This is a genomic window from Pseudomonas sp. Van50, assembly GCF_055390755.1.
In genome coordinates this window covers 3,670,256-3,683,143 of the sequence record NZ_AP024343.1, presented here as the reverse complement: position 1 = coordinate 3,683,143, position 12,888 = coordinate 3,670,256, and the positions used below count along the sequence as shown (strand labels likewise).

The following is a 12,888-nucleotide window of genomic DNA, read 5'->3' as shown; positions in this document are numbered from 1 at the left end:
CGGGGATGATAGCGCTCGCGCCCTCTGTTTTTCGCGTTCAACCATCGAAGGTCACACCGACGAAATATTGCAGCTTCTTTGTCGTCCATCCTCAGGGCAATCTGATGCTGCCCTGTTTCGCCAAAGGTGCAAGTATCGAGGGGGACTTCGAGGCTATGGCGAATATGGGCGGGGTCAGCGCGCAACTGCTCGGCGACATGCATTTAAAGAGCAACCATTGCGATGTGCTGCATAAGCGTTTTGGTGCCTGGACGTATTGCAGTGAGCCTGAGCGGGATGATGTGGGTAAGAGTGTAGGGAACGTGAAGGCATTTCCCTTTCACAGGCACCATCTGTTTCCACATGTCGAGGTGATTCCTACGCCTGGACACCGTCCCGGGGGGACTTGCTTCCTGGTTGAAATGGATGGCTTTCGTGCTTTGTTCGCGGGTGACAACGTTGGCTATGATGGGGCGAATTGGACGGCCTTTCCCTCTAAATCGGGCAAGGAGGCGTTGCGGCAATCACTGTCGAGACTTGCCGACTGCGAGTTCGATGTGCTGTATGCGATCACGCTTGCGGTAGAGCCTGTGTGTTCGATCAGCCTCCCAACCGCTGAAGCACGCCAGTGTTTTTTCAACGACGTGGCCGTCCAGGCCGGCCTCGTCTGACGTCCGTTCTTTATCATGCCTATCTTCCCCGAACTCAAGCAGGCATTTATCCAGCGAGTGGAGCAGAATTTCCTCCCGGGGCATCGTGGCGGCATTGTGCAGTTCATCGTAGGCGAGCAGCCCGAGGGACGATTCCATGCGACGTTGACCGATAACGTTCGTTTCTCGGACGGCACACACAGGGCGCCGGACGCCAGCATCGAGATGTCAGAGGATATGTTCCAGGGATTGGTAGAGCACCCGGAACAACCTCTGCGCTGTGGTGCCAAGATGTCCGGCGACCAGGCATTATTGTCACTGATCGCGTTGGCGGCGCATGGGGAGGGCGCGACTGGCCCGGCCCGGCTACGCACGATCGATTCCCGCGCACAGAACTGGCTGCGGCTGGATCCGCCGATTTGCCGTCGTCCTTCGATCAATTCCTCAGGGCTGCTTTGGGCGTTGCATTTCAGCGTGCCCTTGGTCCTGACATCGATGCTCGGCGAGGGCGGTTGGCGGATGACGATAGAGCGTCTGTTTGAGCAGTACGGCCAGTTGCCGCTGGTTGGGCTCGATGCGGACGTCCTGGGCGCGTCGCTGGACTTATCGACATTGGGCGCGCTCATCCGTGACGCGCTCCACGGTGGTGAGGCTCTAGTCTACAGTGGCGGATGCGCGCTTCCGGGCCCCATGTGCGAGGCATTTACGCTTCCGCTGCTAAAGCCCACCTGCTTCAGTCGTCCTCAGTTGTGGATGGGACGTCGCGACGAAGCGGCTTGCACCCGGCTGCATAGGGACTTTCTGCATGCGTTTATCGGACAGGTCAGTGGCGTCAAGACCTTCATGATAGCTCCGCCTGAGGAGGCGCAGTACCTGTATCCCGGCGCATGCTTCAATATGTTCCAATTGGCCCGGTTTGATCCGTTCCAACCAGATTTCATCCGTTTCCCTCTCGCTCAGCAGGCAAAGTTCCTGACAATCACTCTTCATCCAGGCGAGTTGCTTGTTTTACCTGCAGGCTGGTTTCATACGGTGCGAAGCAACGGTCTGGTGATGTCGATCAATCGTTTTATGCGTGAAGAGGCCTGGGCTTCCTTCTCTGGACGGATTGAAGCGGCACCGGCCGACGTAGCGCTGCAATGGATCGAGCAACTGAGCTAGGGCTTGCGATCCATGTCCGTATCAACGGACCTTTCTACACACGCTTGCTGCAAACGTGATGGGTGACATTTTTTGAAAGGCGTTGTTCATGTATGCCAGGTGCAGCGGCAGATCGGCACTTGACCTTGGAAAAATCAAACGACGGCTCATTCGCATATTTAAAGAACCTCAATGGCGAAAAAGCCTGCACAGGGCGTCACCTGGGCTGATCATTGGCTGGTGAAAGAGAGCAGGTTCGGAGCCTGTTGCGGTGATCAGTACCCCAGAGCGGAGGGTATTGACGTGTAATGTGTGAGTTTTCTGTTGCTAAAGAAAGAAACCGTGCCCCGTTGCCCCTGTCGTATTTCAGCGACGCAACAAGAATGTCGTCTGATCGCAGCTCCTGCAACTCCTAACGAGAGTCAACCGTTGCGTAACAGATGTCGGCGATATACGACAGGTCATCCTTTTCGTGCCTACTTGGAAAGATGGCAATTTAGGAATATTTCAGCTCAGAAGTAGTGGAGGATGTCGTCTCGGGCCGAAAACTGACCCATTAGAGGCCGTTCTGCCGACTGGAAACGCACTTCGGTGTTTCAACTGCTTCAACTCACCTTTAAGCAGGAGACAAGCGTTGAAGGGCTATTCGTTCCAAGCAAAGCACACCCGTAGAAGGGCCAAAGCACTTTTCGAGCAGATTAACCGTCTACCTAAAAGATGTGCTGATGCGGCTGCCAGCGCAACGAGTCGGTAAGATCGGGCAACTGCTATCGCATCAGTGAGTGTAGGTCTGGCTTACACGAGATGAGTTGGGCGTACACTCACGGTTCTAATTAGATAAATCCATACAATCTGAAGCTGCGCACTGCTGGCTGAAAGAACCTTTGACGGCCCTCGTACGCACGCTGAAAATGACACGCAAAAAATTTATACTCAATGCTCACAGTACGCCTGCGCTCGCGGCGCCCCTGATACGTGAGCATCTCGGCATCTCCAATTGGAAGCTATTACAATGGATATGAACAACACAGCTTTAAATCTGGAATACGCAAGCAAACGCATCAAACCGAGCAAAGACACCATCTTGGTCATCGGCACAGGCATGAGTATGGGGCTGACCGATGGACAAGTCCCCCAGCTTGCATGGACGGGGTTGATTCGAAGCGGATTTCGCTACGCTGTCGAGATCGGGAAAATCCAACAGGCCAACGCTGAGAACTGGCTCAAGCTTTTAGACGGGTCGCCGACCACTACCGAGATCCTGCATGTGGCCGGTTTCCTGTCGGGTAGCCTGTCCAACGGCGATGGTTACGATTACGCCGCATGGCTGACAAAAGAGTTCAGTGAAGTCGAGATACACAACGAGGCGCTTGCCAATACCGTTAGGGCTTTATCGGACGCAGGGGTAAAAATTTGCACTCTCAACTATGACTCGCTGCTAGAGAATGTCACCAACCTTTCACCCGTGTATATGACCGAGTCAGATGAGGTCATCGAGTGGTTCAAAGGCGAGCGTAAAGGCATTCTTCACCTACACGGCCACTGGAAGAAGCCCGACACTTGCATTCTGAGCAGTGGAGATTATGAAACCACGATACAAAGCAGTACCCGCAACTTCTTCCAGCAGCACCTGACAGTGTTTGAAAACCTAGTGTTTGTAGGTTGCGGAGGCACGTTTGAAGACCCCAATTTCGACAAAACGCTCGGCTGGCTGAGAAAAGAGCTCAAGTCGACCAAGCACTCTACTTTTGCACTGATCAAGGATTCAGAAGTCACTGCGCGTAAAGCTGATGCGGCATGGAAAAATATCGTCGAGCCAATCGGCTTCGGCACGAATCATTCGTCTCTAGGACCATTCCTTGATGGACTGTTCCACGAGGTTACAAGTCAGAACCGTGGGGCGTACCCAGACCTGCGAGGCAACACCGCTATCCAACGTATGGAGCAAGGGCAGAAGACCGCCACCCTGGATGGCATTCATAGCCCGCTCCCCCAGCACCTCAAGCTCACAGTGTCAGGCACGCCCAGTCATTCCAAGCGGAGCAGATCCTGAATCTCCACAGACGCTTGTGGTTAGCTGCTGACTGGGGCATGGAAGAAGATGAATTCATTTCCGCACTGATCGCACGTATATCTAACAAAACCAACAAGGTTTATTCGGTAAACATTGGCAACTACACCGACAAAGCGTCCTTCTACCGCCAAATCGAAGAGCTTTTGGGCGCTTCATTCGAATCATTCTGTAGCACCTTGTCGCTCATTGACCAGCCTTACTTGCTTCTAAGGGACGTTCCGCTCGACACCTGTGACGACAAGGAAAAACTCCAAGCCGATCTCCTAAGCCTGACGGATATTCTTACTTCCTTTTGCCCGAATCTCCGGATGATTTTAATAAGTCGGAATCTGCCCGCTTGGAGAAACGAGGCGGTCGAGCTGACTGCTTTGGATGGTGCTGATACTAGGGCGTACATCGAGTCACACCTTCTCTACCAAGGCGGCTTGGGCAACGATGATTTCACGCAGCTTTATGAACACACCAACGGCGTCCCTCGGATCATCAAGGAAGCGTTGGATAAGCTTGTCGTCGCATCACTGGAAGAGATCATCAGTGAGCGAGGCAGCTCACGCATCAATCTGACGGGCCGCTTCGGAGATTCCATCAAGGCACTGTCAACTGCGAAGGAGATAGAAAAGCGCTATGCATTTTCTCTGCTTAAGAGCTTGGCTGCGTTCCCTTACGGCGAATACCTGGACAACATCAAGCGGGTCGATAGATCGAAGAAATATTCGATTGATCACGTGGTCATCCTCCAGCGAGAAGGTTTCATTTATGTGGAGGATCAGGACAGCTTCGGCCACACCGGCACCCGGGGTTCTAAAAAAAGGCTCATCGTCACCCGTCCTGTGAGGCAGTGGCTCGCCCAAGAGACGAAGCCCAAGGAAATCGCGAAAATCAAAAATCAAGCCTACCAGCTCTACTTCGGTGAAGATTGGGAGACCCTGAATCCCAAGCTGCATCATATCTTCAAGGCGAATGACATCAGCGAAAAATCGTCCGAGATCAACAACGCCAAGTACTTCATCGTTGAAGTCTTCGTCGAAGGAAAAACCAACGAAAGGTGGCGTACTGTTGGCATGGAACTCGCCTCGCAGTTCTGCGCGACAGTGAGCAAAAAATCTTATTACAAGGTCGTGCAGGACTTGTACATCGCGCTGAAGTCGATGCTAGATAGCTGGGATAAGGATCAAAAATACTGGTTCTTTATTTACTTATGCGCGCAGTCGATCCGGATGGTTGGCGACAAGGCAAATGCTGGTGAGGCACTCCAAATGCTGCTGGAGTGCCAGGATCACATTGATCAGCCAAAGCTGATAGGTTCGATCAAGCTGCATATCGCTATGATCTATTCAGGGAGGAAAGATCATGCCGAAGCTGTTAAGTATGCCACTCAGGCTCAGAAGCTGAGCAAGGGCAGCGTCGCGATGCAGGCCGCCCATATCGCGCTTTCAAATAGTGATCTCTCCACCAGAGAAGCTGATATATCAAAGATCCAAGCTAAGGCAAAAACCAAAGCAAGCACGCTGTACGCCAATATTGCGTTAGATCGCGCTGATGACCTCGAAGCTCCTGCCAGAGCCGAAATGCTCAAAGAGCTTGTCGAGTACTGTCACGAGAACAAAGACTTGTATAACCAAATCCGGGCCACGCTCGCCTACGCAGACTCACTTATGACAGTCCGCGGTTCGCTCGACGCTAATGAAATCTCAACGCTCATCAGCATTTACCACCATCTATACCATGACAATCTGACGCCACTACATTCAAAATGCCACCGCATCCTTTGGGCGGCTTTTGAGGTAAATAATGACTACATCAACCTGCTTCAGCTATTCAAGTACAGTTCACTCTACTGGCGGTTGCGTGACGAGCAGAAACCTGAGCTTGAAGCGGTGAATAAATTTAAAACTCTTGGCCTTCCCGAAACCATGCCCGAGCGTGATTCTGCAGTATCGTATTACTACGGAAGACTCGCAACGATTGAGATCTAAGCTTATTCCGGGCTAGGCGATGCCGAGCCCGTTCTTTAGTCGCAGGCACATACGGTGTTTTCTGAATCATTGTGAACAACTGCGCGTTAGTTGGAGGGGCAGCGATTCAAAAACTTCCGCCTCGGAGTCCAATGTCTCCGAATACGGTAGTGGCGACTCAGGAGGAACTGGGAACGCTTTGTGAGACCAAGCCCGTAGGATTGTTCCTACAAATGCCGTCGGATCGACCTCGCAGCGCCAATCGTTGCGCGGCGCCGCACGCACAACGTCATGCGGTCTGCATCTCCGTGCTTAAGTACGAATTCCATCTCCGTATTTGAGAGAGCTATAAACTTGAAGGGGGGAGTACTGTGCGGCATGGAGCAGTGCCAGGACTGGAGGGCAAAAACTAGTTATTCGTTCAGGAATTTCGGACGAGGCAGCCGTTGACGACCCTTCTCGCCCGGGGGCTTTCGCATTACTTCACGCAATCGCTCTGCAGGCCCTTCAAGCTCTTCTGGAGATGCTCGATTGATTGCGAAGATTAATTGTTCGCGCCTACGCTGCTTGCCATCTAAGATTTCAGCAAGCTCTGCATCGGACTGGGCATAACCTTGCATAAATTCTTTCCTGAAGAAGACAGTGTAATACAGGGGTTGCCTAGCTATGGGGCTGGTGATCGGCGTCTGATTAACGATACAAACCGATATTCGGCTACCCAGCGCACCTTGAGATGACATGTGTTCGAGCATAATCGTGAGCATGGTCGTCATTTTAAAAAAATGCTCCATCAACTCAATCCCACCCATTTATCCGACCACCAGGATATAGAAACTGCCATGAGGATGAGCCGTACGCAACACCCACGAATATACTCGGCAAGCCTTCCACACTCCTCAAGCCTTCGAAATGTCGTCGCTACAATGTCCTCGCTGGGCGTGAAAGTAGTGTTCGCGCTGCCGATCAATTAATCTCGCTGTGCTGGCCCTCGGCCACGTCTCGCCCACGAAGGAACGTCCTATGCAGCCCCATGATTCGATGCCGGCCGTGCTAGATCGGCAAATAGCAAACGAGCAAGATGACGCGTTTGGACACAGGCACTATGCCCAAGCACTACGCAGCCTGGTTGAATCCGAACGCAATCAACCTCCTTTTAGCATCGGCCTTCTGGGAGGGTGGGGCACGGGTAAAAGCTCGATCAAGGAGCTTTACACGAAAGGCTTGGAGGACGACGCCGATGCTATGCAAGGACACAGCGCTAGAAAGAATCGCTTCAAAAGCATCACCTTCAACGCTTGGCGCTTTGGTGGCAAGGACCAGGACATCAAACGCGCGCTGTTGCGCCATGTCTTTTTGGAGCTCGGAGGTGACGAGAAGACGCTCCATGACAAATTGTTCCGGAACGTGACGCACACAGAGCAGCAATGGAAAGGCTGGAAGGAGTATGGCCTTCAGCTATGGCGCGCCTGGGCAATGCCTCTGCCCGCATTCGTCATCGCGATGGGCATACTATTACTCTTCGTTTGGGCTGGCTTGCAGATTGCTCCAACAGATGCTCCCATCGTCCAGTCCACGCTTGCACTGATATTGACGGTCTCCTACAGCTACATACTCAAACAGCTTAAACCCTCCAAGATCGATAGCTTTCGCTCAATCACTAAGGTTTCACTTCCTAGCGCGAGTGCTGAGCAGTACGAGGAAATGCTGCTGGAGCAACTAAAAGAATTTAAACAACCCTCCAAAGGCTTTCTGAGTAAGACCACTCCTTGCGAGCGCCTGGTCATTTTCGTCGATGACCTTGACCGACTTTCTGCCGAGGAGATGGTGCTCGGTCTTGATGCCGTCCGCGCGTTCATGGAGATTCCAACTGACAGACTTCCAAAAGGTCTTGGATTGGTATTCGTCATTTCCTGTGACGAGGCGAAGGTGGCTGATGCTCTTTGGCGCGGCCGCAGCCACAACCCGGAACAGCCGGGCACGGTGTTTAGCCACAATGATGCACGTCGATACTTGGATCGTATCTTCCAATTCCGCCTCGAAATACCACCACCTCCGCGCGGTGACATGCGTCAGTTCGCACTCAAGCATCTGCTGACATTTACAGACATTGTCGATGACCTTAACGGTAAGGCCGTAGCCGCTGAACAGCTGATTGAACGCATGATTCACGTGAACGTTGTCGATCCACGCAACGCGCTTCAGATAGTTAACGCGTTTGCTCAGTCATGGTGGCTGGCCAAGCGCCGAGAACAGGAGGGCGTCAATGGTCGTCCGGGTGGGTTGCATGACGGGGCTGTAACCGGATACCTGGAGTCGTTAGCTGCTCTCAGCGCAGCCAAAGTTAGCTTCCCTGATTTCTACCGTGATCTGCAGGATGATCCAGAGTTCCTTGATCGACTGACCGCGGTTTTTGTTAACGATCATCCAGTCTTGGAACTTCCCGTTGACGCTCAGCCTCTTTTACTTAAGCGTTATTTAATGTTGGAAACCGATAGCAAAGGGGGCAAGACCACAAAAATCCGGGAAGGATGCAGAGAGCTGCGGCAGTTTCTTTCCAGTCTGGTCGGTATCCAGTGGCCCGTTTCCCTTCAGAGCCTTTTGCTGCTATCTGAAGACCCTATCAGCCGCAAGTTCGGCTCGGGTACCCGCATAATCTACGGCCTACTAGTGTCGGGCGATACCCGAGGGCTGATTGAACACCTTTCGCCGCGCGCCGACCAGATCATGCTTAGTGAAGACCAGGCTCGCCTGTTGCACCAGATGATCGGAGAACTGCACTTGGAGCCGGCGAGCCGGCGACACAACGCGATGCGTGTCGTGGCTAACCTTCTGAACGACCTGCCTCCCCGAACTGTACGGTTGGTAATCGGTCACCTATGCACGGAGTTGGCGGCGTCCAGTAACTTGAGGTCGATGATCGGCGTGTCGAAGCTGGCTTCGGTTTTGCCGCTTGCTAACAGCCAGCAACAGCAAATCGTAGCCGCAGCACTCGTAGGCGACCTTTGTACAGAGGATGCTCCTTTCGGCTTGCGCCTCGAAAACATGCAGACACCGAGTTTGGATGTGGCTATGGACATGGCAAAAGCACTAGCCGAGATTGTTCTCGCTGTGTGGAAGACTCAAGGGCTTCCTGCCCCACAAGATCAAATATTCGGGCAGTGGCTCCACACGCGATCCATCACCGTCGACGGCATAGCGCACTCGTTTCCATTCAGCTTACTGGAAGAATGGATCGTTACTAATGAGGAAATGCTTCTCCACACTCTGGGCACGGACTACGCGACCTTGCTTGCAGTTGAGGTTGAGGCAGGCCGCGCAACGGAGATCAATATCCCTAGGGCGGCGTTACGGATCGGTAAGCTTTTCGAGCAGATGGCGTTGGCTGGTGAGGAAAGTCGGGCTGAGTTGTGGCCGTTGGTTGAGCGTTATCTGAGCCTGACAGATAATGACCTCAAAGCCTGTGCATTTACTGTCCTTGAGCAGCATCACAACCTGATGAGCCATCAAGTGCTCTCGCAATGCCTAAGGAAAATGACGGAACTGCTGATTAACCATCCCGATCCGTTCATGGATTTTGATCGTGGTTTTAGGTGGTTGGTACAAATGACGGCCAGCCGCCTCGATCATCTGTCCGAAGCAACTAAGGACAGCTTGCTCGAACTGATTGAGAACATCACATCTGATCCTTACGCGGATGACGCAGTTGCGCTATTCGAGCAATTGAAGAGTAGCGATGAATTGCTGGCCAAATCAGCGGAAGGGTGGGTTGCAACGTTGGCCGGTGAGCTACCGCTTAAATGCTGCGAAGCACTGTTAAAGAGCTATGTGAGATTGCCGGATGATGTAAAAATCTCAATTGTGGCTTACCTCGACAGTGGTTTCAAAATAGCTTCTCTACCTGCGCGTTTCGATGCCCTTTATCAGATAGCTATTCGCGCTATCCCAAGTACTTGCTGGAATGAAGCAGAGCTTCAGACCCATCTACGAACGGCTCTCAGCCAGCTGCCATCCCTGGTATCCAGAGCGCCTAATGAGCTAAGTGTTCTGCTTCAAGGGCTTACTCAGGTCTATTTGAATGCCGAGCCTCCGGTCGTTGCCTCAGGCTTGGAGAATGCTTTCGCCACCGCAGTGAGCTATCCAACGCAGCTTAATACCCTTCACAAATTCTTCGGGGAACATTGGCCTTCGAAGGACTTAGTCATGCCGGGCAACATACCCGAGAGAATTTTCAACGAAGCTGTGACAACCATGACCAGCTATCCTCAGGAAGCAAAGCGAGATGTCCTGAACTCATTGCAGAACATGATCGAACTTGGCATCGTCGCGCCAACCCATCAACCTGAATTGATAACTCTTGCCTGCACGGTGTGGCAAACACATTCTGCTGAAGCAGAAACCTTTTTGGCGCATACGGAAGCGCCGTTGACCGCTGCCCAAGTCGCTACGCTAGCGGACGCCATAAACTGGGAGTTGGAGGAAGAAGTCGAGCGGCTCGAAAAAATTTGGAATAACGTTTCGCAAGGATTAACTCTCGAAGAGCAACGAGCTGCCACTTTGTTGATTTCAGCCAAGGGACAGAAACTTGGGAAGAGTGATCTCCCAGATCAATGTCTCAGCATCTGGACGCGATCTCTGGGTATGAAGGCATACTTCGTGCTTGAGCAAGTGATGTTTGGCAATGGTGTCACAGACGCTACCCAGAGGCGCCTATGGCGACAGATTATTTCCTTAACGCAAAAACCGCCCGCGATGGCACTAGTCGAATTGGCACTGAAGATCCTGGAACAGGCGTCAGCGCCAGAGGTTAGCGCAGCAGTCAATCCCGAATTAAAGTCGATTACCCAGCACCTCACCGATCAAGCTGAGCGTTCAGGCGTAGCGAGCCTTCTGCTCAAGCATGTACCACGATGCCCGTCCATCGCCACTAAAACTAATCTGGCTGATCTGGCGCATAGCCTGGGGTCACCGGCGGTACTCAAAACGGTCGACGCCACATCGTTAACCGAAGACGACTTGAAGGCGATCGCTGAAAAATTTGGTGAAGGGAGAGACATGAAAAGCCTCCGTAAGCGATTTGATAAGGCGGGGGGATGAGCCGTTAAGCCCCCGAGCCCCCAGAGCACCGGTGCAGGTGCGCATGTCCATTGGCTCAGTGTCGAGACAGTACGTATTGATGCTGCGTTGAACTGGGATATTGACTCGTGCACAGCCGGTCGGGTGCGGTTAACTCACTATGAGTGGCTGTTGTTTGAATGGGATCGCGATTCTTGCAAAGGCTGGAGAAAAGACGCTCGATTGGCCTCGAACTTTGAGGCCTAAAAAAATACTAAAACAAACGATTGACTCATCAAGTCTGCATGCCGATAACAATTGAATAGGGATTGGTCGATACAGCCGATCTGTAAATCATGGCCAAGGCCAATAAACAACTTGAAAACGAGTTTAAATGAACCACGAAAACGTTGTTAATTTAGAACAAACAGCTGATGAGATGCGACGCTTGGCAAAAAAGGTCGAGCGACGGTCTTCTAAGTCACTGGAAGCGATGAAGGATGTACAACGCAATTGTCAGGAGAGAATCCAAGAGCTCAAGTATGAGCTAAGCAAGGATCTCATCGACCAAGCCAACGCACCAGTAAATAGAGCTGTCAGTATCCTCACCTACGTTTTGGCTGCGGTAGTTATAGTCGGTGGTGTGTTCGCCTGGCTGACAGCCAATAACCTTGAGTCCACCTTGCAAACGCTCATGACGAAGAGAATCGAATCCTGGCTGTCGCTTGAAGATGAGCATTCACAGGCCAGCAAGACCCTCGATGCCTATCGGACCCGTGCTTTGCTTGACTCGTATATGATCCAACTCGCTAGGCAGAAATCGCAGAACACGTCCATTGTTGATCTGAACTTCAAGGTAAGTGACAAGAAGCGTCTTATGGCGATCGTCCGCTCACCATCGTCTGACTACCAGGATTTTTACGACGCGTTGCGCTTGCTAGCAGTGGCCGACGGAGAGTGGGGCATTATCGTCGGCGAGAACGAGTTGGGACGTGATCTTGTTGGGCTGATTAAAGACCCGCGCTTTGATTCGATGAGAAAGCTCGACATACTGCAAATCCTTTCGCGCAATCGAAATCTCATCGAGGTTGAAGCGGAATATCTTCAGGATAACTCGGCATTCGAGCCGCTTCGTTACCAGTCCTACCTCAATCTCAAAAATTATGATAAAAGCTCGCCTGCAGGTGAACTCGCGCTAAAATACGCTATCGGTCTTTTACAAAGCAACGCCGTTCACAAAGTGGAGGACGCGCTCGAACATATCGCGGCGGTCGATTCGTTTAATACCAACCTAGCAGCATTTCTTCTTCAGTTGCCGGAGCGCCAGCGCGAGCTGAGGATGAACTATCGCCTGGCAGTTGCCAAAGGGCTGATATCTCAGTTGCCTGCTCCGAGTGCCATGAGCTTATATCTACCTGAAGATAACGAGCCAGTGGACCGAGAAGCTATTCGCTCTACTGTCACGGCGCTAATCAGCGCTTTGTTGGACGATGGTCTAATGCTACGAATGGACAAGACATTTGTCGCAAGGCCTCATCTCGCGCTCTATTATCGCCAAGCCGATGGTGTAGCCGTCTCCAAGCAGTTTCCATTGGAGCGTCTAATGGGGGACGAACAACTGATGCAGGCTATCTACAAGAGTCAATATTCCAAGGGCCTAGAGCGTTTTGCCCAGTTTTTCTCTGTAACAGACGGAGGCGAGGTCATCGTGCTGGCGAAATTGACGGTGCCTGCTGCAGTCCTTGGTCTCGCGACTGATCCATTATCACCCAGAGATATCGTCGGGCGGCTGAAATTCGCTCACGACGCAAGACTCCAGTTTACTTGGAGAGACAGCCTGGGTGACTGGCAGACTAGAGGTATCGAAAATCTAAGGGAAGCGAGAGTGAGCATGGTGTTTGACAAAGACGCTATATCTTATCGTGACACGAGTCTAACTGACTGGATTTTCTGATTGCTCATTTTTCTCGCTGGTAGTTAGTGATAGACAACAGACGTTTATCGAGGAAGGCAATATATCGCCCAGTTGAAGACACTG

At 52.1% G+C, this 12,888-nt stretch carries 7 protein-coding genes; 6 read left to right on the top strand and 1 reads right to left on the bottom strand.

Going from position 1 to position 12,888, the window contains the following annotated elements; genetic code table 11:
* The first annotated feature begins 5 nt into the window (after positions 1-5).
* The 4 genes from ACZ5M5_RS15615 (at position 6) to ACZ5M5_RS15600 (ending at position 5,819) form a co-directional block, all read left to right on the top strand.
* Positions 6-650 carry an MBL fold metallo-hydrolase gene (locus ACZ5M5_RS15615; protein ID WP_464737566.1) on the top strand — a complete coding sequence of 215 codons (645 nt, stop codon included), beginning with the start codon at positions 6-8 and terminating at the stop codon, positions 648-650.
* A 15-nt stretch (positions 651-665) separates the two neighbouring features.
* Positions 666-1,790, top strand: a complete 1,125-nt coding sequence (locus ACZ5M5_RS15610; RefSeq protein ID WP_464737565.1) for a cupin-like domain-containing protein — start codon at positions 666-668, stop codon at positions 1,788-1,790.
* A gap of 991 nt (positions 1,791-2,781) precedes the next feature.
* Complete coding sequence (locus ACZ5M5_RS15605) at positions 2,782-3,822, top strand: SIR2 family protein (RefSeq protein ID WP_464737564.1); 1,041 nt, start codon at positions 2,782-2,784, stop codon at positions 3,820-3,822.
* 38 nt (positions 3,823-3,860) lie between these two features.
* The gene (locus ACZ5M5_RS15600) at positions 3,861-5,819 is read left to right on the top strand and encodes a hypothetical protein (protein ID WP_464737563.1); all 1,959 of its coding nucleotides are present in this window, start codon (positions 3,861-3,863) and stop codon (positions 5,817-5,819) included.
* 392 nt (positions 5,820-6,211) lie between these two features.
* Here the strand turns inward: ACZ5M5_RS15600 and ACZ5M5_RS15595 are convergent, their stop codons facing one another.
* Positions 6,212-6,607 carry a hypothetical protein gene (locus ACZ5M5_RS15595; RefSeq protein ID WP_464737562.1) on the bottom strand — a complete coding sequence of 132 codons (396 nt, stop codon included), beginning with the start codon at positions 6,605-6,607 and terminating at the stop codon, positions 6,212-6,214.
* A 211-nt stretch (positions 6,608-6,818) separates the two neighbouring features.
* Here ACZ5M5_RS15595 and ACZ5M5_RS15590 point away from each other — a divergent pair, with 211 nt between their 5' ends.
* The gene (locus ACZ5M5_RS15590; protein WP_464737561.1) at positions 6,819-10,892 is read left to right on the top strand and encodes a KAP family P-loop NTPase fold protein; all 4,074 of its coding nucleotides are present in this window, start codon (positions 6,819-6,821) and stop codon (positions 10,890-10,892) included.
* A 352-nt stretch (positions 10,893-11,244) separates the two neighbouring features.
* Positions 11,245-12,804, top strand: coding sequence for a hypothetical protein (locus ACZ5M5_RS15585; RefSeq protein WP_464737560.1), 1,560 nt, complete (start codon positions 11,245-11,247; stop codon positions 12,802-12,804).
* Positions 12,805-12,888 lie beyond the last annotated feature (84 nt).

Excerpts from the sequence above, each read along its gene's own strand:
- ACZ5M5_RS15610 (WP_464737565.1), top strand. The coding sequence starts at position 666 with ATGCCTATCTTCCCCGAACTCAAGCAGGCATTTATCCAGCGAGTGGAG.
- ACZ5M5_RS15595 (WP_464737562.1), bottom strand. The coding sequence starts at position 6,607 with ATGGGTGGGATTGAGTTGATGGAGCATTTTTTTAAAATGACGACCATG.
- ACZ5M5_RS15590 (WP_464737561.1), top strand. The coding sequence starts at position 6,819 with ATGCAGCCCCATGATTCGATGCCGGCCGTGCTAGATCGGCAAATAGCA.
- ACZ5M5_RS15600 (WP_464737563.1), top strand. The coding sequence starts at position 3,861 with ATGGAAGAAGATGAATTCATTTCCGCACTGATCGCACGTATATCTAAC.
- ACZ5M5_RS15615 (WP_464737566.1), top strand. The coding sequence starts at position 6 with ATGATAGCGCTCGCGCCCTCTGTTTTTCGCGTTCAACCATCGAAGGTC.
- ACZ5M5_RS15605 (WP_464737564.1), top strand. The coding sequence starts at position 2,782 with ATGGATATGAACAACACAGCTTTAAATCTGGAATACGCAAGCAAACGC.
- ACZ5M5_RS15585 (WP_464737560.1), top strand. The coding sequence starts at position 11,245 with ATGAACCACGAAAACGTTGTTAATTTAGAACAAACAGCTGATGAGATG.